The sequence below is a fragment of the Actinomadura sp. NPDC023710 genome (assembly GCF_040639875.1).
GTDB classification, from domain to species: Bacteria; Actinomycetota; Actinomycetes; order Streptosporangiales; family Streptosporangiaceae; genus Spirillospora; species Spirillospora citrea.
This window is the reverse complement of the sequence record NZ_JBFAGB010000020.1, coordinates 1-23,059: the sequence shown is the minus strand read 5'-3', so window position 1 is coordinate 23,059 and position 23,059 is coordinate 1. Positions and strand designations below refer to the sequence as shown.

19 protein-coding genes and 1 pseudogene are annotated in these 23,059 nt (G+C 74.8%); 12 read left to right on the top strand and 8 right to left on the bottom strand.

Annotation, left to right across the window (positions count from 1 at the left end; all coding sequences use genetic code 11):
* Positions 1 to 15 precede the first annotated feature (15 nt).
* From AB0H37_RS23100 to AB0H37_RS23090, 3 genes are read left to right on the top strand one after another with little or no spacing between them, the layout of a single operon-like run.
* Positions 16 to 1,554 (top strand): aldehyde dehydrogenase family protein, encoded by a 1,539-nt coding sequence (locus tag AB0H37_RS23100; protein WP_179834798.1) that lies wholly within the window; start codon positions 16 to 18, stop codon positions 1,552 to 1,554.
* Between the two features lie 8 nt (positions 1,555 to 1,562).
* The gene (locus AB0H37_RS23095) at positions 1,563 to 2,726 is read left to right on the top strand and encodes an FAD-binding oxidoreductase (protein ID WP_329091011.1); all 1,164 of its coding nucleotides are present in this window, start codon (positions 1,563 to 1,565) and stop codon (positions 2,724 to 2,726) included.
* Positions 2,719 to 3,861: a Glu/Leu/Phe/Val dehydrogenase gene (locus AB0H37_RS23090; RefSeq protein ID WP_360615024.1), complete on the top strand. Its 1,143-nt coding sequence runs from the start codon at positions 2,719 to 2,721 to the stop codon at positions 3,859 to 3,861. Before AB0H37_RS23095 ends, AB0H37_RS23090 begins: the two co-directional genes overlap by 8 nt.
* On the opposite strand, the gene AB0H37_RS23085 is transcribed toward AB0H37_RS23090, so the two are convergent.
* The 3 genes from AB0H37_RS23085 to AB0H37_RS23075 form a co-directional block, all read right to left on the bottom strand.
* On the bottom strand, positions 3,839 to 4,765 hold the full coding sequence (locus AB0H37_RS23085; RefSeq protein WP_329091015.1) for a LysR family transcriptional regulator: 927 nt from the start codon (positions 4,763 to 4,765) through the stop codon (positions 3,839 to 3,841). The genes AB0H37_RS23090 and AB0H37_RS23085 overlap by 23 nt on opposite strands.
* A gap of 96 nt (positions 4,766 to 4,861) precedes the next feature.
* On the bottom strand, positions 4,862 to 6,901 hold the full coding sequence (paaZ, locus tag AB0H37_RS23080) for a phenylacetic acid degradation bifunctional protein PaaZ (protein ID WP_360615022.1): 2,040 nt from the start codon (positions 6,899 to 6,901) through the stop codon (positions 4,862 to 4,864).
* A gap of 136 nt (positions 6,902 to 7,037) precedes the next feature.
* Positions 7,038 to 9,308: a hypothetical protein gene (locus AB0H37_RS23075; protein ID WP_360615020.1), complete on the bottom strand. Its 2,271-nt coding sequence runs from the start codon at positions 9,306 to 9,308 to the stop codon at positions 7,038 to 7,040.
* 1,109 nt (positions 9,309 to 10,417) lie between these two features.
* Between AB0H37_RS23075 and mgrA the strand changes: the two genes are divergently transcribed.
* Genes mgrA through AB0H37_RS23060 form a run of 3 tightly spaced genes read left to right on the top strand, consistent with a single transcriptional unit; the run spans position 10,418 to position 12,319 of the window.
* Entirely contained in the window at positions 10,418 to 11,443 is a 1,026-nt protein-coding gene (gene mgrA / locus AB0H37_RS23070; RefSeq protein WP_179834793.1) for an L-glyceraldehyde 3-phosphate reductase, read from the top strand.
* 24 nt (positions 11,444 to 11,467) lie between these two features.
* Positions 11,468 to 11,956 carry a YbhB/YbcL family Raf kinase inhibitor-like protein gene (locus AB0H37_RS23065; RefSeq protein ID WP_360615017.1) on the top strand — a complete coding sequence of 163 codons (489 nt, stop codon included), beginning with the start codon at positions 11,468 to 11,470 and terminating at the stop codon, positions 11,954 to 11,956.
* A 3-nt stretch (positions 11,957 to 11,959) separates the two neighbouring features.
* Positions 11,960 to 12,319, top strand: coding sequence for a DUF6343 family protein (locus AB0H37_RS23060; protein WP_360615016.1), 360 nt, complete (start codon positions 11,960 to 11,962; stop codon positions 12,317 to 12,319).
* A 22-nt stretch (positions 12,320 to 12,341) separates the two neighbouring features.
* Here AB0H37_RS23060 and AB0H37_RS23055 read toward each other — a convergent pair whose 3' ends face one another.
* The gene (locus AB0H37_RS23055; protein WP_360615014.1) at positions 12,342 to 13,247 is read right to left on the bottom strand and encodes a helix-turn-helix transcriptional regulator; all 906 of its coding nucleotides are present in this window, start codon (positions 13,245 to 13,247) and stop codon (positions 12,342 to 12,344) included.
* 108 nt (positions 13,248 to 13,355) lie between these two features.
* On the opposite strand from AB0H37_RS23055, the gene AB0H37_RS23050 reads away from it, so the two are divergent.
* The 5 genes from AB0H37_RS23050 to AB0H37_RS23030 all read left to right on the top strand — a co-directional run bounded on the left by AB0H37_RS23050 (position 13,356) and on the right by AB0H37_RS23030 (position 19,743).
* Positions 13,356 to 14,810 carry an MFS transporter gene (locus tag AB0H37_RS23050; protein ID WP_360615012.1) on the top strand — a complete coding sequence of 485 codons (1,455 nt, stop codon included), beginning with the start codon at positions 13,356 to 13,358 and terminating at the stop codon, positions 14,808 to 14,810.
* Between the two features lie 402 nt (positions 14,811 to 15,212).
* Positions 15,213 to 16,241 (top strand): glycosyltransferase family 9 protein, encoded by a 1,029-nt coding sequence (locus AB0H37_RS23045; protein WP_360615010.1) that lies wholly within the window; start codon positions 15,213 to 15,215, stop codon positions 16,239 to 16,241.
* A 120-nt stretch (positions 16,242 to 16,361) separates the two neighbouring features.
* Complete coding sequence (locus AB0H37_RS23040) at positions 16,362 to 17,579, top strand: glycosyltransferase (protein WP_360615008.1); 1,218 nt, start codon at positions 16,362 to 16,364, stop codon at positions 17,577 to 17,579.
* 92 nt (positions 17,580 to 17,671) lie between these two features.
* A complete protein-coding gene (locus AB0H37_RS23035) occupies positions 17,672 to 19,069 on the top strand; it encodes a PfkB family carbohydrate kinase (protein WP_360615006.1) in 1,398 nt (465 codons plus the stop codon).
* Positions 19,066 to 19,743 (top strand): SDR family oxidoreductase, encoded by a 678-nt coding sequence (locus AB0H37_RS23030; RefSeq protein ID WP_360615004.1) that lies wholly within the window; start codon positions 19,066 to 19,068, stop codon positions 19,741 to 19,743. Before AB0H37_RS23035 ends, AB0H37_RS23030 begins: the two co-directional genes overlap by 4 nt.
* 209 nt (positions 19,744 to 19,952) lie before the next feature.
* Here the strand turns inward: AB0H37_RS23030 and crcB (AB0H37_RS23025) are convergent, their stop codons facing one another.
* Entirely contained in the window at positions 19,953 to 20,315 is a 363-nt protein-coding gene (gene crcB / locus AB0H37_RS23025) for a fluoride efflux transporter CrcB (protein WP_329091036.1), read from the bottom strand.
* Entirely contained in the window at positions 20,312 to 20,827 is a 516-nt protein-coding gene (crcB, locus tag AB0H37_RS23020; protein WP_360615002.1) for a fluoride efflux transporter CrcB, read from the bottom strand. Before crcB (AB0H37_RS23020) ends, crcB (AB0H37_RS23025) begins: the two co-directional genes overlap by 4 nt.
* A 220-nt stretch (positions 20,828 to 21,047) precedes the next feature.
* On the opposite strand from crcB (AB0H37_RS23020), the gene AB0H37_RS23015 reads away from it, so the two are divergent.
* Complete coding sequence (locus tag AB0H37_RS23015; protein WP_179834783.1) at positions 21,048 to 21,836, top strand: SigB/SigF/SigG family RNA polymerase sigma factor; 789 nt, start codon at positions 21,048 to 21,050, stop codon at positions 21,834 to 21,836.
* Positions 21,837 to 21,854: 18 nt separating this feature from the next.
* Here AB0H37_RS23015 and AB0H37_RS23010 read toward each other — a convergent pair whose 3' ends face one another.
* Together AB0H37_RS23010 and AB0H37_RS23005 are read right to left on the bottom strand one after the other, a co-directional pair.
* A complete protein-coding gene (locus tag AB0H37_RS23010) occupies positions 21,855 to 22,718 on the bottom strand; it encodes a serine protease (protein WP_360615000.1) in 864 nt (287 codons plus the stop codon).
* Positions 22,719 to 22,843: 125 nt separating this feature from the next.
* Positions 22,844 to 23,059 (bottom strand): annotated as a pseudogene (locus AB0H37_RS23005) (glycerol kinase); the annotation flags it as partial.

The window sequence follows — 23,059 nt, the reverse complement described above, 5'->3', positions numbered from 1 at the left end:
GTTCAGGCTTGAACCGTGCTCTCCTCCGTCATCGGCGGCGCCCGGATCCCGGCGGGGCCGCGCTCGTACCGCTCCACCGACCCGTCCCGCACGTCCGAGACCGTCGCCGAGGTGTCCCTCGCGGACGCCGGCGACCTCGTGCGCGCCTGCCGGGCGGCCCGCGAGGCGCAGGACGCCTGGCGGGACGTGCCGGCGCCCGTCCGCGGGCAGGTGGTCGCCGCGATCGGCCGGCTCGTCGAGGCCAACAAGGCGGCCCTCGCCGCGACCGTCACCCGGGAGGTCGGCAAGCCCCGGGCCGAAGCCCTCGGCGAGGTCCAGGAGATCGCCGACACCTGCGCGTTCTTCCTCGGAGAGGGGCGGCGGCTGTACGGGCAGACCGTCCCGTCCGAGATGCCCGACAAGCAGCTGTTCACCTTCCGGGACCCGGTCGGCGTCGTCACCGTCATCACGGCGGGGAACTTCCCGGTCGCGGTGCCGTCCTGGTACATCGTCCCCGCGCTGCTGTGCGGGAACGCGGTGGTGTGGAAGCCCGCCGAGTACGCGGCGGCCTGCGCCGACGCCTTCTACGAGCTGTTCGCGCACGCGGGGCTGCCGGACGGCGTCCTCAACGTCGTCCACGCCGACGGCGCCGAGACGTTCCGCGGCCTGGAGCAGGCGCTGGACGAAGGACTGGTCGACAAGGTCGGCTTCACCGGCTCCACCGAGGTCGGGTCGCGGATCGGGGAGCTGTGCGGCCGCCACCTCCAGACGCCGTGCCTGGAGCTCGGCGGCAAGAACCCGATGGTCGTCGCCGAGGACGCCGACCTGCCGCTCGCCGTCGAGGGCGCCCTGTTCTCCGGGTTCGGGACGGCCGGGCAGCGCTGCACCTCCCTCGGGACCGCGATCGTCCACGCGTCGGTGCACGGCGAGTTCGTGCGGCTGCTGGACGAGGCGACGCGGGCCGCGGCCGTCGGCGACCCGGCGGGCGACGTGCTGTTCGGGCCGCTGATCAGCGAGCGGTTCGCGGACGGCTTCGAGAAGGTCCTCGGCTGGATCGGGCCGGGCCACACCGTGCACGGCTCGTCGGCCACCGGGCGGATCACGGCGGCCGCGCCGCGTGAGGGCTTCGCCGGAGACCCCGAGGCGGGGCTGTTCTACCACCCGGTGATCGTCGACGGGGTGGGGCCCGGCGACGAGCTGTTCATGAACGAGACGTTCGGGCCGATCATCGGCGTCACCGCCTACCGGACGCCGGACGAGGCGATCGCCCTCGCCAACGCCCCCGGCTACGGCCTGTCCGCGTCGATCTACACCACCGACCCGGCGAAGGTCTTCGCCTTCCGGCGGCGGATCTCGGCCGGGATGGTGAGCGTCAACAACTCCACCTCCGGCGCGGAGGCGCACCTGCCGTTCGGCGGGAACGGGCGCTCGGGCAACGGCAGCCGCCAGTCGGGCATGTGGGTGCTGGACCAGTTCACCCGCTGGCAGTCGATGAACTGGGACACCTCGGGACGGCTGCAGAAGGCGCAGATGGACGTCCTGGAGATCGCCCCCGACCTCGGCTTCCGGCTGTAGGGGCGGCCGTGGAGACCGAGACCGAGACGGAGACCGAGGCCGACGTCGTCGTCATCGGCGGCGGCGTGATGGGGACGAGCGTCGCGTTCCACCTCGCCGAGGCGGGGGTGCGGCGCGTGGTGCTCGTCGAGCGGGACGGGCTCGGATCGGGCTCGACGTGCAGGGCGGCGGGCGGCGTGCGCGCCCAGTTCTCCGACGAGGTCAACATCCGGCTCGGCGCCCGCAGCCTGGAGGCGTTCACCCGGTTCTCCGGCCGTCCCGGCCAGGAGATCGACCTGCACCAGGTCGGGTACCTGTTCCTGCTGTCGCGGCCCGAGGACGTCGCGGCGTTCGAGGCGGGCGTCGCCCTGCAGAACGAGCTGGGCGTCCCGAGCCGGATGGTCACGGTCGCGGAGGCCTGCCGGCTGTCGCCGCTGGTCGTCCCCGACGGGCTGCTGGCCGCCGCGTTCTCCCCCGACGACGGGCACTGCACGCCCGAGTCGGTCGTCCTCGGGTACGCGACGGGCGCGCGGCGGCACGGCGCGGCGATCCGCACCGGATGCGAGGTCGTCGGCATCGAGACCGGCGGCGGCGAGATCAGTGCAGTCCAGACCTCGCGGGGGCGCATCCGCACGCCCGCCGTCGTCTGCACGGCCGGGGCCTGGTCGGCGGCGGTCGGGCGGATGGCGGGCGTCGACCTCCCGGTCGAGCCGCTGCGCCGCCAGATCGTCTTCACCGAGCCGCTCCCGGACCTGCCGCGCCCGGTGCCGATGACGATCGACTTCGCGACGTCGCTCTACTTCCACGCCGAGGGCGAGGGCCTGATGCTCGGCATGTCCGACCCCGACGAGCGCCCCGGCTTCCTGCTGGACCGGTCCGACGCGTGGCTCCCCCGGCTCACCGAGGCGATCGGCGCCCGCGCGCCGCGCCTGCTCGACGTGGGGCTGACGGGCGGCTGGGCGGGCCTCTACGAGGTGACGCCCGACCACAACGCGCTCATCGGCGAGGACGCGTCGGTGTCGCGGTTCCTCTACGCGACGGGCTTCTCCGGTCACGGCTTCCTGCAGGGCCCGGCGGTCGGCGAGGTCGTCCGCGACCTGTACCTCGGCCGCGCGCCCTTCACCGATGTCGCCCCCCTGCACGCCGCGCGGTTCGCCGGCGACGCCCTCCGCCCGGAGATCAACTGTGTCTGACGTGCTCGCGCTGATGGACGAGTGGGGCCCCGAGCGGGTCGTGTGCGTCTCCGACGCCCGGACCGGGATGCGGGGCGTGCTCGTCATCGACAACACCGCCCGCGGCATGGGCAAGGGCGGCATGCGGATGAGCCCGTCGGTGACGGTCGCGGAGGTGGCGCGCCTCGCCCGGGTCATGACCTACAAATGGGCGGGCGTCGACCTGTTCTTCGGCGGCGCCAAGGCGGGGATCGCGGCGGACCCCGGGTCGCCCGACCGGGAGGCGGTCCTGCGCGCGTTCGTGCGGGCGCTGTCGCAGGAGATCCCCCGCCGGTACGTGGCCGGCCTCGACATGGGGCTCTCGGAGCGGGACGCCGCGATCGTCCAGGACGAGCTGGACGACCGGGGCGCGGCCGTCGGCACCCCGCACGTCCTCGGCGGCATGCCCTACGACGAGCTCGGCGTGACCGGCTTCGGGGTCGCGGAGGCCGCCGACGCCGCGGCCCAGCACGCCGGGATGTCCCTGCGCGGCGCGCGGGTCGCGGTGCAGGGGTTCGGCGCGGTCGGCCACGCGGCGGCACGGCGCCTGCACGAGCTCGGCGCGGCCGTCGTGGCGGTCTCGACCGTGCACGGAGCGCTGCACGACCCGGACGGCCTGGACGTCGGGCGGCTCCTCGCCCTGCGCGCCGAGGCGGGCGACATGGCGGTGCGGGAGTACGGCGGGCGGCTCCTGGCGCCCGGCGCCGAGCTGTCGGTCCCGGCCGACGTCCTCGTCCCGGCCGCGCTGCAGGACGTCATCGACGAGGAGGCCGCCGCGAACGTCCAGGCGGCGATCGTGGTGGAGGGCGCGAACCTGCCCACCGGGCGGGCGGCGCAGCGCGTCCTCGCCGAGCGCGGCGTGACGGTCGTGCCGGACTTCGTCGCGAACGCGGGCGGCGTCGTCGCGGCGGGGTTCGCGATGGACGCCCGCTACTCGGCGTTCCGCCCCGATCCGGACGCGGTGTTCGCGGCGGTCTCGGCGAAGATGCGCGACAACACCGGCCGGGTCCTCGACACCGCCCGGACGCAGGGCACGACGACGCACCAGGCCGCCGTCGCGCTCGCGCAGGAGCGCGTCCGCGCCGCGATGGAGCTCAAGGGCCGGTGGCGCCGCTGACCTCGCTCTGGACGCCCCGGGCGACCTCGATGAGGCCGCGCATGGCGTCCTTGACGAGCGGGTTGGTGTTGCTGGCGCGCCGCAGCACGGTGACGTGCCGCCGCGGGCTGCGGCGGCTGAGCCGCAGCGTCCTCAGCCCCGGGGCGGGGACGCAGCCGAGCGCCGGGACGAGCGCGATGCCGAGGCCGCACCCGACCAGCCCGCACACCACGGCGTAGTCGTTGCTGCGGAACGCGATGTCGGGGATGAACCCTGCGGTGCCGCACAGCCGCAGCAGCGCCTGCGCGCCCGCGCTCTCCGGGCGGCTCGCGATCCACGTCTCCGACCGCAGGTCCCGCAGCCGGACGGTGCGCCCCCCGGCGAGCGGGTGGTCCCGCGGGACGCACAGCACCAGGTTCTCGTCCATCACCGGCGTCTCCACGATCTGGTCGGGCCAGGTGCGCGGGAACAGGTCGTACCGGTAGGCGAGCTGGAGGTCGAGGTCGCCGTCGAGCAGTTCGGGCAGCAGCTCGTCCGGCTCCCCCTCGGCCAGCGTGATGTCGATGCCGGGCCGCACCCGCGACAGCTCCGCCAGCACCCGCGGCAGGATGCGGGCGCTGGCGGTCGGGAAGCTGCCGAGCTGCAGGGCGCCGCGCTCGCCGCTGGCGACCGCGCGCAGCTCCCGCTCCAGGGTGTCGAGGGCCGACAGCACGTCGTTGCCCTTGCTGACCATCAGGAACGCGGCGCTCGTCGGGCGCACGCTGCGCGCCCGGCGCTCGAACAGCACCAGGCCGCAGGCGCGTTCCAGCGCGGCGATCTGCTGGGAGACGGCGGACGCGGTGTATCCGAGGTTGCGGGCCGCGTCCGCGAACGAGCCGGTGCGGACGACCTCGCGCACGGTCTGGATGTGCAGGGGACTGATCATGGACGCACCCCGTTCAGCGCCGAACGTGACCGTCTCCCCCGCAGACGCCTCCCTCCATGCGTATCATCCCGCGGGCCGGCTCCCCAGACCCGAAGATCAGTCGTGCCGCGGGCGCTTGGCCACCAGCGTCAGGACGTCGTACTTGGCGACCGAGGCGCCCTCCTGGTTCGTGACGTCGGTGTCCCAGCGGACCTCGCCGTAGTCGGCGCCCTCGCGCGGCGAGATCTGCTTGGCCGTCAGGGTGACGGTCAGCTCGTCGCCCGGCTTGACGGGCGTGAGGAACCGGAGGTTCTCCAGGCCGTAGTTCGCCAGGACGGGCCCCGGGGACGGCTCCACGAACAGCCCGGCCGCGAACGACACGACGAGGTAGCCGTGCGCGACGCGCCCGCCGAAGAACGGGTTCGCCCTGGCGGCGTCCTCGTCCATGTGGGCGTAGAAGGTGTCGCCGGTGAACTCGGCGAAGTGCTCCACGTCGTCGAGGGTGACGACGCGCGGGCCGCCGACGGCGGTGTCGCCGACGCGCAGGTCCTCCAGGTGCTTGCGGAACGGGTGCACGTCGGTGACGGTCCGGTCGGTGCCGGGGACCCAGCGCCCGGTGATGGAGGTGAGCATCGCGGGCCCGGCCTGGACGGCGGTGCGCCGCATGTGGTGCACGACCCCGCGGATCCCGCCCATCTCCTCGCCGCCGCCGGCGCGCCCTGGCCCGCCGTGGACGAGCGAGGGCAGCGGCGAGCCGTGCCCGGTCGACTCCTTGGCGTCCTCGGCGTTCAGCACGAGCAGCCGGCCGTGCCACGGCGCGGCGCCGAGCACCACCTTCCGGGCGAACTCCGCGTCGCCGGTCACGACCGACCCGGCGAGGCTGCCGCGCCCGCGCACGGCCAGCTCGACCGCCTGCTCGGCGCCCTCGTACGGCATCAGGGTGCTGACCGGGCCGAACGCCTCGACCTCGTGCGGCTCGGCGCGGCCGGCGTCGTCGGCGCGCAGCAGCACCGGGGAGATGAACGCGCCCCGCTCGGCGTCGGCGCCCACGACCTCGACCCGCTCGGGGTCGCCGAACACGACGCGGCCGGCGTCCATGAGGGCCTTCAGGGACCGCCGCACCTCCTCGCGCTGGTCGAGCGTGGCGAGGGCGCCCATCCGCACGGACGGGTCGGAGGGGTTCCCGACCGTGACCTTCGCGAGCCGCTCCCGGACGGCCTCGGCGACGTCGTCCATCAGCGCGGCGGGGACCAGCGCCCGGCGGATCGCCGTGCACTTCTGGCCCGCCTTCACGGTCATCTCCGTGGCGAGCTGCCGGACGTACAGGTCGAACTCCTTCGTGCCGGGCGTCGCGTCCGGCCCGAGGACGGAGCAGTTCAGCGAGTCGGCCTCGGCGTTGAACCGCACCGCGTTCCCCACGATGACGGGGTGGGTGCGCAGCAGCCGGGCCGTGGACGCCGATCCGGTGAACCCGACGATGTCCTGCTCGGTGAGGTGGTCGAGGAGATCGCGCGGCTCGCCGCAGACCATCTGCACCGACCCCTCGGGCAGGATCCCGGCCTCGACGATCAGCTCGACCAGCCGGGCGGTCAGGTAGGCGGTCTGGCTCGCCGGCTTGATCAGGCTCGGCACCCCCGCGAGGAACGCGGGCGCGAGCTTCTCCAGCGGGCCCCACACCGGGAAGTTGAACGCGTTGATCTGCACCGCGACGCCGTGCGACGGCGTGCACAGGTGCTGCCCGACGAACGTCCCGCCCTTGCCGAGCGGCTCCACGTCGCCCTCGACCAGCACCGTGTCGTTCGGCAGCTCCCGCTTGCCCTTGCTCGCGTAGGCGAACAGGACGCCGATGCCGCCGTCGACGTCGAACCTCGCATCGTTCAGCGTCGCGCCCGTCCTGGCCGACAGGGCGTACAACTCCTCGCGCTGCTCCCGCAGATGGGACGCGAGCGCCTTCAGCAGGGCCGCGCGATGGTGGAACGTCAGCTCCCTCAGCACCGGGCCGCCGACCGACCGCCCGTACTCCAGGGCGGCGCCCATGTCGACCCCCGCCGAGGAGATCCGGGCGACCTCCTCCCCGGTGACGGCGTCGTGCAACGGCGCCCCCTCCTCCTCCGGGGCACGCCAGGAACCCGACACATAACTGCGCAGCACGACCACTGGGACCTCCCTGTCCAGATCTCAAACCATTCTTGCCACTTCACAGCCCCCTTCACCCTCGCAGACATGACAGCCGGGGCCCCGATCCTTTGTGTACTCCCGCGCCGCCGCGCTCCGCGGCGGGTTGTGGCGCAGGTCACGTACTGGGGACGACACTCCAGGCGTCCTGGCGGACCTCCACGTGGGCGGAGCGGCGCAGCCCGTCCAGGAGGTCCCGCCATTCGCCGGTCCACCCGGCGGCCAGGCCGCCCATGCGGACGACGCCGACGGCGAGCAGGTGCGAGGCCGCGTCGTCCCGTCCGGTGAGGGCGCGGGCGGCGGGCAGAAGCCGGCCGGGCCCGCCGCTCCCGCGCGCACCCCCGCCGCCCAGCACGTGGTCCAACCGCCGGTCGGCGACCCTGGAGGCCAGGACGGGGCGGCCGCGGAGGAGGTCCGCCAGGGCCACGAGCTCTTCGGCGACCCGCTCTGGGGAGGCGTCGCCGCCGGTCAGGCGAGCCGAGATGAGCGCGACGTCCACGGCGTCGGCGAGGTGGAGGGGGTGCCCCGCGAGCATTTCCACCACACGGCGGGAGAGCGGCGCGTTCGGGTGACCGGCGGGCAGGCCGCCGATCGCTTGGGCCACGGCCGCGATCCGCGACCGCGCGCGGTCGCCCGGCTCCGCGGCGAGCAGGGCGGACAGCACGCCGAGCGCCTCCTCCGCCACCGAGCCCGCCCGCACCAGGGCGTTGAGCACGAGCAACTCGTCGTCCCCGGCGGGGTCGGCGGGATCGGCGACGGCCGCGAGGACGGCGTCGAATCCGCCGGTGTACCAGCGCGCCCACGCGGCGAACGCCTTGGACGCCCGGAACCGGACGCCGGGGCCGTCCGCCGCCGCGCCGAGCCTGCGGACCAGCGCGGCGTAGGCGGGGCGGTGCGCGGGCGCGTACTCCGTGGGTTTGACCTGGAAGAGCGTGCGCAGCAGCTGCTCCGAGGTGTACGGCCCGGCGGCGGCGTCCAGCGCGGCGAGCGCACGAGGGTCCTCCGGCATACGGCGGAGCGCCGCCGCGACCGCGACACGGACGTCCCGGTGAAGGCCCGGGTCGTCCCACGCGCGCAGCAGGGCCTCCGCCGCGCCGGGGACCCGCAGCCGCTCGATCAGCCGGGCCGCCTGCTTGCGTACGGCCACCGTGCCGCCCGGGCCGGTCAGGGCCTCCGCCAGGACGGGACCGAGGCGGGACGGCGGAACCGACGCGGCGGCCCGTGCCAGCGCCGCCACCGCGACCGCCGATCGCGGTCCCCGGGCATGGCCCAGGAGCACCGCGAGGGCCTCGGCAGGGCGGTCCGCGGCCGCCATCGCCTCCAGAGCGGCCTCGGCGAGGGCGGGCTCCCCGTCCCCGTCCGCACGGGCGACGAGATCGTCGAGGCAGCCGGGGAGCCGTCCGAGCGAGGCGACGGCGGCGATCCCGGCGTCGACCGGTTCCGCCGGGGAGGCCAGGAGCTCCCGCACGCGCCCGACCTGTCGCGGTGTCCAGCGGCCGGGGTGCTGCGGCTGGATCGCCGGGACCCCGCCCGGGCCCCCGAACCGGCCCGTCCGGGAGCGCTCCAGGGCGGGCAGGAGCAGATCGGTGCGGCGGCCGGCGACGACGCGCCAGACCTCCGGCAGGACGATCGCGGAGGCGTCGGCGGCCACCAGTGCCGCGGCCCGCCGCTCGCGCTCCGCCGGGTCGGCGAGCCACAGCGCCGCGGCCTCGCGGGCGAGCGGCTCGGGCGCCTCGCGGACCGCCGCCCGCAGCAGCTCCTGTAGGCCCGCCAGCGCGAACGCCCGCCGCCCGAGAGCCCTGGCCAGCGCGATGACCACCACGTGATCACCCGGTTCGGGGCGCAGCTCCGCGACGAGGTCGCGCTCCCGGCCGCGGGGAAGCACGCGGTCGAGGCGGTGGCCGTCGAGGACCTCCGTCCCATGCCGGGCCACGAGCCGGGCCAAGGCGCCGATCGCCCACCGGACGAGCGTGGGCCGCGCCGAGTGGGCGAGGACGCGGCCCACCAGATCGCGCAGCCTCCGCCGGGTGGCCGGGGAGGAGTCCCGCGCGCCGACGGCCGCGGCGGCGATCTCCTCCAGCGGCCCGGCGAACGCGTCGTCCAGGAGGCGGACCGGGACGCGGGCCAGGGCGGCGATGAGGTCCGTCCTCAGCGGGTCCCGCTCGTTGCGCGTGCGGCGCGCGAGTCCGGCGACGAGGTCGCGCAGGCGCGCGGCGTCGCCGGTCCGGGCGGTCGCCTCGACCAGGAGGGTGCGGGCGAGCCCGCGCAGCCGGGGGCCCCGCCGAGCGCCGCCTCCCTCAGCGGCCCGGCCGCCTCCTCGTACGGGAGGTGGGCCGTGAGCTCCAGCGGTATCCCGGGATCGTCCAGCCGGGACCGCGCCGAGTGCCACACCGAGCCGTGCCGGCGGAGCATCCGGCGGGCCTCGCCGGCCGCCCGGTCCGGGGGCAGGAGAGCGAGCAGCGGCCGCGCCGCCAGGCCCGCCTGCCCGTCTCCTCGGGCGAGGTCGTAGACCTCGGCCCTGCGGCCCGGCGGGACGTGCGCGAGGAGGTCGCGCAGCGAGTACGGGTCGGCAGGGACGAACTCCCGGATCTCCGGTGAAGGCAGGCGGCCCACGTGCTCGAAGTACGAGGCCGGGTACCGGTTCCGGCGGCCCGCCCGCCGCACCGCCCGGGCGGCCCTGACCGCGTCCACTCTGAACAGTGCGGGGAGGAGGGTGCTCGGCAGCTGTGTCAGCGCCAGGCGGGAGCCGTTCGCCTCCAGCAGTTCCAGGAGCCCCGCCGGGTCGTGGCGGGCCAGTACCGGGAGGCCGGCCTTGCACCGCCTCCACCAGGACCATTCATGCGCCTGTTCGCGGCCGCGGGCGAGGAAGGCCCCGGGATGCCGTGCGGCCAGCGCGCGCCATCCGGTGACCGCGTGCTCCAGGTCGGGCAGCGACCGCGCGACCGTCTCGCTCGTGCAGGCCGGCAGGATGGCCGCGGCTTCGCGGTCGCCCCAGCGGGCGCGGACGTCCGGAAGGAGCCGGTCGGCGAGCGCCGCGCGTCGGGAGTGGCGGAGCGTCCTGTAGAGCGCGCGGCGCAGGTCGGCGGGCGCGTCGTCCAGCACCGCCGCGGCGGCGTCGTCGGAGACGGGCAGCGTGCGGACGGCCCGCAGCGCGGCGCGGCGCAGCGCCATGTCGGGGCCCGCGAGGACGCGTTCCAGGTACGGCAGATCGCGCGCCGCCAGGGCGATGTGCAGGGCGGTCCGGCGTTCGTACGGCCCGCGGGCCGCGAGGACGGCGAGGGTTTCGCGGAGTTCGGGGGTCCCGGCGAGACGGCGGGCCCGCAGGGCGAGCTCCCGCATGCGGTGCGGGTACGGCAGGGCTTCGAGGGCCGGTTCCCAGACCGGCTCGGCGGGGCTCAACGGCCCGGGCGGCGGACGCCCTTCCTGAAGATCATGGTGCCGATGATGGCGGACCGGCGGCACGCTCGGCAAGCCGCCTGTCCTGAAATACTTCCGACCATGACCTTTAAGGCAGACAGTGAGCGATACGAGCGCATCCCCTACCGGCGGTGCGGGCGGAGCGGGCTGCGGCTCCCGGCGATCTCCCTGGGCCTGTGGCACAACTTCGGCGACGACCGGCCGCTGGACGTCCAGCGGGCCATCCTGCGGCGCGCGTTCGACCTCGGCGTCACCCACTTCGACCTCGCCAACAACTACGGCCCGCCGTACGGGTCCGCGGAGACCAACTTCGGCCGGATCCTGCGCGAGGACCTCGCCCCCTACCGGGACGAGATCATCATCTCGACCAAGGCGGGCTACGACATGTGGCCCGGCCCGTACGGCGAGTGGGGGTCGCGCAAGTACCTGCTCGCGAGCCTCGACCAGTCGCTGCGCCGGATGGGCGTCGACTACGTCGACATCTTCTACAGCCACCGCTTCGACCCGGAGACGCCGCTGGAGGAGACGATGGGGGCGCTGGACCGGGCCGTGCGGTCCGGCAAGGCCCTGTACGCGGGGATCTCGTCCTACTCCCCCGAGCGCACCGCCGAGGCGGCGGCGATCCTGCGGGAGATGGGGACCCCGCTGCTGATCCACCAGCCGTCCTACTCGATGCTGAACCGCTGGATCGAGGGCGGGCTGCTCGACACGCTCGGCCGGGAGGGCGCCGGCTGCATCGCGTTCTCGCCGCTGGCGCAGGGGATGCTGACCGGCAAGTACCTCGACGGCGTCCCGGAGGGGTCCCGGGCGAGCAAGGGCACATCGCTGTCCACGAGCCTGCTCACCGAGGACAACCTGCGGCACGTCCGGACGTTGAACGCGATCGCCGAGGGGCGCGGGCAGTCGCTCGCCCAGATGGCGCTGGCCTGGTCGCTGCGGGACGGCCGGGTCACCTCGGCGCTGATCGGCGCGAGCAGCGTCGCGCAGCTGGAGGAGAACCTCGCCGCCCTCGGCCGGCTCGACTTCACCCCGGACGAGCTCGCCGCGATCGACCGGGACGCCGTCGAGGCGGGGATCAACATCTGGGCGCCCTCCAGCGCGGGCTGACCAGCCCGGGGACCGGGACGGCGCGTGCATCGACCGGGCGTCACGGGGCACGAGCAGCGCATGGAAGAGATGACGCTGAGAAGCACCGCGTTCGGCGACCACACGCTCATGCCCTCGGACTTCTCCCACGACAGCGGGGACCTCTCCCCGCCGCTGGAGTGGTCGCCCGCGCCCGAGCGGGTGGTGGAGCTGGCCCTGGCGTGCGAGGACCCCGACGCCCCGTCCGGCGCGTTCGCGCACTGGCTGCTCGCCGGCATCGATCCGGTGACCACCGGCCTGGACGCCGGGGAGCGGCCGACCGGAGCCGTCCTCGGGCGCAACGACTACGGCGCCGAGGGCTACGGCGGGCCGAAGCCCCCGGTGGGCGACGATCCGCACCGGTACTTCTTCCGGCTGTACGGGCTGGCGGAGCCGTCCGGGCTGCGGGACGGCTTCACCGTCGAGGACCTGCGCGCCGCCGTGGAGGACAAGATCGTCGCGTCGGGGACGCTCGTCGGCACCTACGCCAGGTGAGCCGTGGGCGGCACCGGAACGGACGGGCCCGACCGGAACGAGCCTGACCGGAACGAGCCCGAGCGGAACGAGCCCGAGCGGCACGACCTCGGCCGGGAGGACCCCGGCTGGCACGGCCCCGGGTCGCACGGGCCGTATCCGCACGAGCAGCCGCGCGGGGACGAGCCGATGACCGCGCGCAGCCCGCTGCTGCTGCGGGCCGTGCTGTCCGCGGTGGCACTGGTCGGCGCGGTGGCCGCCGCGATCGTGTTCACGGTGAACGCCTCGGGCGGCGGCTCCTGGACCGCGGCGGGCATCTGCGCCGCGGTCGCCGTCATCGCCGCCGTCGACCTGGTGGTGATCGCCCAGCGGGCCCGGCACTGAGCCCGGCGCTCGGCGACGGCGCTCAGTGCCGGTGGTCGGGAGCCGCTGCCGCGGGGTCGGCGAGCAGCCGGTCGATCCGCTCCCGGCTCTCCTCGTCGGTCGGCGTGTAGACGACCAGCCGCGCGTTCGGGGACGCCGTGATGTCCATGCTGGTGGTGCGGGTGCGGGTGCGGATCTCACCGGCGGCGTGGTGCCGGAACACCTTCACGCCCGGCCCGGGCAGCGCCACGTCGTGCGACGCCCAGAGCCGCGCGAACAGGGGGCTGGCCGCCTGCAGCCGCCGGACCAGTTCCTTCCAGCCCGGCTCGTCCAGGTGCCTGCTGTAGCGGTGCCGGAAGACGGCGACGTGGTCGGGCGCCGCCTCCTCCAGGTTGGCGACCGGGTTGCAGCACGGCGGCAGCGTGAACACCATCCACAGGGAGTTGCGCTCGCACGGCCGGGCCGTCGGCACGAGCGGGAGGATCGCGGAGTAGGCCGAATTCCAGGCCAGGATGTCCGAGCGGGCGTTGGCGACGGCCGCCGGCATGGGGACGAGCGCGTCCAGGATGCCCTGGACGTCCTCGGGCAGGCTCCCGGCCTCCTCCTCGACCGCCGCGTCGGGGACGTCGGCCAGCCGGTAGAGGTGCTCGCGCTCCGCGCCGTCCAGCCGCAGGGTGCGCGCCACCGCGTCCAGTACCTGGGTGCTGGCGTTGATCGGGCGGCCCTGCTCCAGCCACGTGTACCAGGTGACGCCGACCCCGGCGAGCTGGGCGACCTCCTCGCGGCGCAGGCCGGGCGTGCGGCGGCGCAGGCCCGGCGGCATCCCCACGTCCTCGGGGGTGATCCGCTCGCGCCGGCTGCGCAGGAACGCCGCCAGTTCCGTGCGGCGGCGCGGGCCCGCGCCGCTCCCGTTCCGGCGGGCGGCGGGCGCCGCGGGCGCACTCGTCATCGTCACTCCCCCAGCCTGGCCCCGCAGGGCGTCCTCTTCCAGGTGCTGTCAGTACCAGTATCGGCAGGCTCTCGTTACCGGTACCGGCCCGTCCGCATGATCGTCCTCATGACACAGACAACCGATCTGCGCGGGATCATTCCCGAACGGGGGTCGCGGAACGGGTCCGGCGGGCTCACGCTCGCCGTCATCCTGCTCGGCCAGTTCATGGCCATTCTCGATGTGAACATCGTCAACGTGGCCCTTCCGACGATGCGCGCGGACCTGCACGCCTCAGGGGCGGGGCTGCAGCTCGTCGTGGCGGGCTACGTCGTCTCCTACGCGGTGCTGCTGATCACGGGTGCGCGCCTCGGCGGCATCGCGGGCCACCGCCGCCTGTACCACCTCGGCCTCGCGTCGTTCACCGCGGCGTCGCTGGCGTGCGGGCTGGCGCCCTCCACCGGGACGCTGGTGCTGTTCCGCTTCCTGCAGGGGGCGGGCGCCGCGCTGCTGACCCCGCAGGTGATGTCGATGATCCAGCGGGACTTCGCCGGCGCGGCCCGGGCACGGGCCCTCGGCTTCTACTCGGCCGTCATCGCGGGCGGCGTCGTCGTGGGGCAGGCGGCCGGGGGCCTCCTGGTCGGCGCGGACCTGTTCGGCTCCGGCTGGCGGACGGTCTTCCTCGTCAACGTGCCGATCGGCGCCGCGCTGCTGCTCGCCGGGCCGCGCGTGCTGCCCCGCGACGAGACGGCGCGCCGGACGCGGCCGCTGCGGGCCGAGCTGGACCTTCCGGGGCTGCTCACGCTGGCCCCCGCGGTGCTGCTGTTCGTCGTCCCGCTGATCATGGGACACGAACTGGGGTGGCCGTCGTGGGGCTGGGCGGCACTGGCCGCCGGCGCCGCGTTCGCGGCGGCCTTCGCCGCCGTGGAGCGGCGCGCCGCGAGCGTCGGCGGACGGCCGCTGATCTCGCCGCGGGTGCTGCGCGCCCCGCTGCTGGTCCCGGCCTGCGTGGCGATCGTGTTCGCGCCGGCGAGCTGGGGGACGTTCCTGTTCACCACCACCCTGCACCTTCAAGGCGACCTGCGGATGTCCCCGCTGGATTCGGGGCTGGCGTTCGTACCGTGCGTCACCGCGTTCGGGCTGGTGGGGCTGAACTGGCAGCGGCTGCCGGCCCGCTGGCACCGGCGCGCCGTCCCGGCCGGGTTCGCCGTGGCGGGGGCGGGCTACCTGTTCATCGGGCCCCTCGCCGGAGGCGGCCTCGCCTACGAGGTGCTCACCGTCGTCATCGGGTTCGGGCTCGGGGTGATGCCGATCGTCATGACGACCGCCCTGCAGCACGTCCAGCCCGCCGACGCGGCCGACGCCAGCGGGCTGCTCCTCACGCTGATGCAGCTGGCGCAGGTGATCGGCATCGCCACCGTCGGGACGCTGTTCCTCACGCTGGCCGAGTCCGGCGGGTCCACCCGGCACGCCGAGTACGGCACCGGCTGGGCACTCGCCGCCATGGTGCTGCTCGGCGCCCTGTGCGCGCTCTCCCTGATCCGCGACCGGACCCCCGCTCGGTCCTCCTCGCTCTCCGGGTGACTCGGCTCGGGCCGCGTCGGCGAGCCCGGCGCGGCCCTCCGGGCCGGCGAGCACGACGACATCAAGCGCATGGACCGGCCCGCACACCCCCCGTATTTCCCTCTATGTAAGCAGATGTCGCATCACCTGCACCTTTTATTACCCGCGACTCTTCTGGCATCAGCGTTTAGGGGCACAGTTCCCGGCAATGTCCGGAATTACCTATAGGGGATTCCGCTCCGGCCGGTCCGTCCCGGGGCGCGGTGCCTAGGACGATGGCACCCGTCCTCTCCCCTGCCGAACGCTGCGCCGAAACGGGGTGCTCATGCGGGTGCTCGGAATCAACGCGATCTCCCATGATCCGGCCGCCGCGCCCATGGCGCCCGGCGCCGTCGGGCTGGTCCTCGGCGGAAGGCGGCGCCGATGAGGGTCCTCGTCGCACGGCAGGACAACATCGGCGACGTCCTGCTCGCCGGCCCCGCCGTGCAGGCGGTCGCCGAACGCGCCGACGAGCTGGTGCTGCTGTGCGGGCCGCGAGGGCGCACCGCGGCCGAGATGCTGCCCGGCGTCGACCGCGTCATCGAGTGGCGCGCCCCGTGGATCGACCCGGACCCCGTGCCCGTCGAGCAGGCCGACGTCGACCGCCTCGTCCGCGAGCTGAAGGGGTTCGACCGGGCACTGGTCCTGACCTCGTTCCGCCAGTCGCCGCTGCCGCTCGCGCTGCTGCTGCGGCTCGCCGGGACGCCCTGGATCGGCGGCATCAGCGAGGAGTACCCGGGGTCGCTGCTGGACCTGCGGCACCGCCCCGACACCGACGTGCCCGAGCCCCTGCGCATGCTCGCACTGGTGGAGGACGCCGGGTTCCCCGCTCCCGCCGACACCCGGCTGCGGGTCCGCGGCCCGCTGCCCGACGTCGACCACCTCACCGGCGGGCCCGGCTACGTGGTGGTGCACCCGGGAACCTCCGTCCCCGCGCGCGCCTGGCCGCCCGGGCACTGCGCCGAGGCGGTGCGGCTGCTCGTCGCGGCGGGTCGCCGGGTGGTCGTGACCGGCGACAAGGACGAGAAGGAACTGACGGCGCTCGTCGCCGGGGAGGACGGCCTCGACCTCGGCGGGCGCACCAGCCTGCCCGAGCTGGCGTCGGTGCTGCGCAGCGGCTGCGCCGTCGTCGCCGGCAACACCGGCCCCGCGCACCTGGCGGCGGCCGTCGGGACGCCGGTCGTCTCGCTGTTCGCGCCGACCGTCCCGGCGGCCCGGTGGGCGCCCTTCGGGGTCCCGCTGGCGCTGCTCGGCGACCAGCAGGCGCCGTGCAGGGACACCCGCGCCCGCGACTGCCCGGTGGACGGCCACCCCTGCCTGTCGTCGGTCGGCCCCGACGAGGTCGCCGCCGCCGTGGAGATCGTGGCATCGGACGAGATCGCGGCATCGGACGAGGAGGTGCCCGCCCAATGAGAGTGCTGACGTGGCACGTGCACGGATCGCGGGCGACGAGGCGCGGGCTCACTCCGTCGACCGGTACGGGCTCCCGCGGTTCCTGCGCGACCAGCGGCGGACTCTTCAGGAGGTAACGCGATGAGGATAGCCATGATCTCCGAGCACGCCAGCCCCCTCACCGCCGGGAAGGGGCCGGGCGGAGCGGACGGCGGCGGGCAGAACGTGTTCGTCGCGGAACTGGCCGCCCGACTCGGCGGGCAGGGGCACCTCGTCACCGTCTACACGCGCCGGAACGCGGACGCGCTGCCCGAGCGGGTCGGGTTCGCGCCGGGCGTGACCGTGGAGCACGTCCCGGCGGGCCCGGCCGGGCCCATCGCCAGGGACGACCTGCTGCCGTGGATGCACGACTTCGGGAGGTACCTGCAGCGGCGCTGGGCCGCGGACCCGCCCGACGTCGCGCACGCCCACTTCTGGCTGAGCGGCCTCGCGGCCGTCCAGGCCGCGCAGGCGGCGGGGGCCCGCCGCGTCCCGGTCGTGCAGACCTACCACGCGCTCGGCACCGTCGAGCGGCGCCACCGGCGCGGCGGCGACACCGGTCCCGCCTCCCGGGTCCGGCTGGAACGTGCGCTCGGGTGCGCCGCCGACGCCGTCGTCGCCACCTGCTCGGACGAGGCCGGCGAGCTGACCGCGATGGGCGTGCCCCGCGACCGCGTCCGCGTGGTGCCGTACGGGGTCGACCTGGACCTCTTCTCGCCCGAGGGGCCCGTCCGCGGCGGGCGCGGACGGCACCGGCTCGTCGTGCCGGCGCGGCTCGCCGAGCACAAGGGCGTCGACACCGCCATCCGGGCGCTGGCGCATCTGCCGGACGCCGAGCTGCTGGTCGCGGGCGGGCCGCCCCGCGACGGCCTCGACGGCGACCCCGAGGTGCGCAGGCTGCGGCGGGTGGCGGCGGACGCGGGCGTGGCCGGGCGGGTGGAGTTCCTCGGACGGCTCGGCCGCGACGAGGTCCCGCCGCTGCTGCGCTCGGCGAGCCTGGTGGTCACCCTTCCCTGGTACGAGCCGTTCGGGATGGTGCCGCTGGAGGCGATGGCCTGCGGCGTCCCGGTGGTGGCGACCGCCGTCGGAGGGCACCTCGACACCGTCGTGGACGGCGTCACCGGCGTCGTCGTCCCGCCGCGCGACCCGGAGGGGGCCGCCGGGGCGATCCGGCGGCTGCTGGACGATCCGGCCGAGCGCGCCGCGATGGGGCGTGCGGGCCGCGGGCGGGCGCGTGAGCACCACTCGTGGGCCCGGGTCGCCGCCGACACCGCCGAGGTCTACCGGCACGCCGCCGCGCTGAGCGGGGTGGCGGCCTGATGACCGCCGCGATCCGCCTGCGGTGCGGGGCGGTCGACGACGCGCCGGTGGCGCGCCATGCCTGAGCGGAGCCTTCGCGGGAAGGAGGGGCCATGACGGCGCCACTGGTCGTGGTGGGCGACGTCCTGCTCGATATCGATGTGGTCGGCAGCAGCAGTCGGCTCTGCCCGGACGCGCCCGTCCCCGTCGTCGAGCAGGCCGAGGAGCGGCCCCGCCCGGGCGGCGCGGGTCTGGCGGCGCTGCTGGCGGCGGCGGGCGGCCGCGAGGTGGTGCTCGTCACCGCGCTCGCCGACGACGACCCGGGCCGGCGGCTGCGCGCGATGCTGGAGCGGCACATGGAGGTGGTCGCGCTCCACCTGCACGGCGGGACGCCCTGCAAGCTGCGCATCCGGTCCGGGGGACAGTCGGTGGCGCGCCTGGACGCGGGGGACGGGCAGGCCCTCGACGGGCCCGTCGGCCCCCGCGTCACCGGCGCGATCGCCGGGGCGGGCGCCGTGCTGGTCTCCGACTACGGCCGCGGTGTCTCCCGGCACCGCGCCGTCCGGTCCCTGCTGGGCGAGCTGCCCCCCAGCGTCCCCGTCGTGTGGGACCCGCACCCGCGCGGCGAGCCGCCGGTGCCGGGGGTACGGCTGCTCACCCCGAACCAGGAGGAGGCCGCCCGGCTCGCCGCGGCCGACGGCGCCGACATCACCGGGTTCGGTCTGCCGGCCGCCGGGCGGCGCGGCCGCCACCTCGGCCGCTCCTGGGGCATCGACGGCGTCGCGATCACCCTCGGCGCCCAGGGCGCGCTGCTGTGCGACGGGTCGCAGGCTCCGTTCCTCGCGCCGGCCCGGCCCGCCCGCGGCGACTCGTGCGGGGCGGGCGACAGCTTCGCCGCCGAGGTCGTCGGCGCGCTCGCCGACGGCGCGGACCTGCCCGCGGCCGTCACCGAGGGCGTCGACCGGGCGTCGGAGTTCGTCCGTGCGGGCGCCGCCGCGGCCGTCGCGGCGCAACTCGCCGACACCGGCACCGCCCGGCTCACTCCAGAACGGCGGGAGGACGCCTGGGACGTCGTCGAGCGGACCCGGCGGGCGGGCGGCACGGTGGTGGCCACCGGCGGCTGCTTCGACCTGCTGCACGCGGGCCACGTCAGCCTGCTGCGGCAGGCGCGCAGGCTCGGCGACTGCCTGATCGTCTGCGTCAACTCCGACGCCTCGGTCCGGCACCGCAAGGGACCCTCCCGCCCCATAACGCCCGCCGCGGACCGCGTCCGGGTACTGGAGGCGCTCAGCGACGTCGACGCCGCGCTGGTGTTCGACGACGACACCCCCGCCCCGCTCCTGGAGCGGCTGCGCCCCGACCTGTGGGTCAAGGGCGCCGACCACACCGGGGCGGCCCTGCCCGAGGCCGAGACGATCCGGGCCCACAACGGCGAGGTGATCCTGCTGCCCCTGCTGGAAGGGCGCTCCACCACGCGCCTGCTGACGACCACGAAGGGAAACGCGTCATGAACGTTCTCATCACCGGCGGCGCTTCCGGACTCGGCGCGGCCGTGGCGCGCAGGGTCGCCGACGACGGCGGACGGCCCCTGATCCTCGACCGGCACCCGCCCAAGGACGACTTCGAGCACATGCAGGCCGACCTGGCCGACCGGCGGTGCGCCGAGCGCGCCGTGCACGGCCTGGCGCGCGCCGCCGGCGGGCTCCACGCCGTGGTCACCGCCGCCGGCATCGACGCCTGCGGAACCCTGTGCGAGGTCCCCACCGAGGACTGGGAACAAGTGATCAAGGTGAACCTGCTCGGCACCGCCGCCGTCGTCCGCGCCGCGATCCCCTTCCTGGAGAACGAACCGCACGGCCGCATCGTCACCGTCGCCTCCACACTGGGACTGCGCGCCGTCAGCGACGCCACCGCGTACTGCGCGTCCAAGTTCGGCGTCGTCGGCTTCACCCGAGCGCTCGCCGCCGAACTGGCCGGCAAGGTCGCCGTCACCATGATCGTGCCGGGCGGAATGGACACCGCGTTCTTCGACGGCCGGCCCGAACGGTACAAACCCGGAACCGACGCCAACCTCAACCGGCCCGAAGACGTCGCCGCGACCATCGCGTTCGCGCTCGCCCAGCCCCCCGGCTGCGAAGTGCGAGAAATGGTCGTGTGCCCCTCCCACGAGCTGTCGTGGCCGTGACGGCCGGCCCTGCGGCGCCGCTACGGCCGCCGTCCGTCCCCTGTCGGGGCCGTGTGTGCCCGTGGCGGGAGGAGGCCGTTCCCAGACGGTGACAGTCCAAACACCCATCGGTTTACCGAGATGCCCGCTTGGGCAGAGTCTTCTCGCGGCCCACTCGCGAGCTCGGAGCCCAGTGCACCGAACTGCGAGCTTGGGCCGCACCAGGTTTCTCACCCGGGGACGGCCTGGGCGATCGCCATCCCGCAGTACGCCGCGCCGAGTCCCGCGACGATACTGGCCCCGGCGTTGACCACGGCGTGCAAGCGCGCCCCTTCCTCGGCGAGGCGCAGCGTCTCGTAGCCGAACGTGGAGTACGTGGTCAGGGCGCCGCAGAAACCCGTCCCGGCGAAGGCCATCACGCCGTCGTGCGCGGGCAGCGCCGCCAGCAGGCCCAGGGTGAACGACCCCGCGATGTTGACGGTGAACGTCCCCCACGGGAACACCGAGTCGTGCCGGGCCTGGACGGCACGGTCGGTGAGGTAGCGCAGCGGAGCACCGAGCGCGGCGCCCAGCACGATCAGCACGATGGTCACTCGCCGCCCGCCTCGCCCGGCTCGGTGCGACGGATCCGCGCGACCGCCTCGCGGCGTCGCCGCCGGGTCGTCAGCCGGGTCACCCGGACGCCCGCGTAGACCGCCGTGAGCGCGGCCGCGAGCGTCCCGGCGAGGTAGGCCGGCGCGACGAGCGGCGCGCCGTGGTCCACCAGCTCCTGGACGTCGACGACATAGGTCGAGAACGTGGTGAAGCCGCCGAGCACCCCCACCCCGAGGAACGGGCGCACGAGCCGGTGCGCCCTCCACGTCTCGGTGACGAGGACCATCAGCACCCCGATCAGGAGGCACCCCGAGACGTTCACCCAGAAGACGGCCCACGGGAACTCCCCCGCACGGTGGGGGAACGCGCTGCCGAGGCCGTACCGCGCCAGAGCGCCCAGGGCGCCCCCGGCCGCGATCGCCGCCAGTACCCCCCACGGCCCTTCGCTCAGCTCGGACCGCTGCCTCGGAACATGCAGGTCGACATCGGAATCGACAGGACGGCCGGTCACGGGCGCACACTCCTACCAGTAGCCACGACGCACTCACCGGTAGGGACCGTTGGCGGAACATTCCGCGGTTCGCCGTCCAGGCACGGCGGGCCCCACCGCCGTTCCCCCGTCTCCGGGTCGTTTCGAGACTACCGGCACTGTGTGACCGGAGTTTCCCAGGGTAATGGCACGAGACCAACGATCCTCCTACCCTCACCGGCCCTGCTGGAAGGGAGCGCGTATGCCGTGGGCGGAGTCCACCGGCCGGTTCGACGACGGACAGACCGAGACGCTTCTCAAGGAAATGAACCGGCTCCAGGTGACCGACCCCCGGCGGGAACGGTTGCGCGAACGCATCGTCGCCCTGCACAACCCCCTGGTCCGCAGCGTGGCGCGCCGCTACGCCAACCGGGGGGAACCGCAGGACGATCTGCAGCAGGTCGCCTATCTGGGCCTTGTCAAAGCCATCAACCGTTTCGATCCCACTGTCGGGGACCGGTTCGTCACCTACGCCTACCCGGTGGTCACCGGCGAGGTGAAGCGGCACTTCCGCGACAAGACGTGGGGGATCCGGGTGTCGCGCCGCATCCAGGAGCTGCGGCCGGTCCTGCACCGTACCGTCCAGGAGTTCACCCGCGAGCACGGCCGCTCCCCCACCACCGCGGAGACCGCGGCGCTCATGGGCGTCACCGAGGACGAGGCGGTCGAGGTCATCATCGCCTGCGACGCCTACCGCCCGCTGTCGCTGGAGGCGCCGGCCGACGGGTCCCCGGACGGCGAGGCCGGCACGGTCGGCGAGTACCTCGGCTCCGAGGACCCGGCGCTGGAGGCCTTCATCGACGGCCACGCCCTCAGGCCCCTCATCGACGACCTGCCCGAGCGCGAGCGCACGATCCTGCTGCTGCGGTTCTTCGGCAACAAGACGCAGACGCAGATCGCCGAGCAGATCGGACTGTCCCAGATGCACGTCTCCCGGCTGATCCGCGCGACCCTGGACCGGCTCCGCACCGGCCTGCTGGCGGAGCGGTGACCACCCGCCCCCGGCTCGTCAGGGCCTGGGCAGCGCGCACGCCTTGCTCAGCACGACGTCGCCGCCCTGGCCCAGGCATCGGGCGAGCAGGTACGTCTGCTGCCCGTAGTGGATGCCCTGCCGGACGGTGACGTTCCCGGCGCGGTCGACCTCGCACGGGTTGTTGAGCGTGCAGCGCTCGCCGTCGTCGTTGCCGGTGTTGTTGACGCCGACGACCTGGTGCGTCCGGACGTCGATGACGGGCGACCCGGACGTCCCGTGGACGGTCTGGCATTCCGGCCTGTAGCGGATGGAGTCCTTCCACGTCCAGTCCGCCTCGCGCAGCCGGTAGACGGTCGCGTCGGTCGCGCAGCCGTAGATCTTCCGCCAGTAGCCGGACACGATCCGGATCGGCGTCCCGTCGTGCGGCCTGGCCGTCGACAGGCGCAGCGCGGGGATCCCGTAGCGCCTCTGGATCGCCGCGTAGGTCGTGCTGAGCCGGTACACCGTCACGTCGGTGTCGGTCATCGTGGCGTACTCGACCCTCGTGGCCTGGAGGGTGCCGAGGTTCCGGCCGCCCGTCCGGTCGAGGAGCGTGAACGTCCGGGACGACCTCTGGTCCACGATCACCTCGCCGGCCCCCGGCATGCCCGACTCCAGGCAGTGGCCGTTGGTCAGCACCAGCGCCGCGTCGGTGTCCCGCGACCGCGGCCCGCGCACGAGGGCGCCCGAGCAGTTGCTCAGCGCGACGATCCCGGTGAAGTCGACCGCAGCCCGCTGGGCGCGCGGCGCCTGCGGCCGGGCGGGTGCGGCCTGCGCGGGACCGGCGGTGAGCGCCCCGGCGCCCGCGAGGGCGAGCGCCCCGGCGGCGGCGAGGGCGGCTGCGGCGATGCGGCTGGGCATGCGGGTCCTCTCGGATGGGCCGGCGGCGGAGACCGCCCCGGCCGGGACGGCGCCGTCTCGGCGGATGCTAGATCATTTGATTCCCGCTGAGAAGCACCGCCGACCTTCCCCGCGAGGCACCCTTCTCAGTCGACCTCGACCCATCCGTACGTGCGCTCGACGGCCTTTTTCCAGCCTGCGTAGCCTTGTTGGCGTTGGTCGTTGTTCCAGGTGGGTTGCCAGCGTTTGTCTTCGTTCCAGTTCTGGCGGAGTTCGTCGGTGGTGTTCCAGAATCCGACGGCCAGGCCGGCGGCGTAGGCGGCGCCCAGGGCGGTGGTTTCGGCGACGACGGGTCGGGAGAC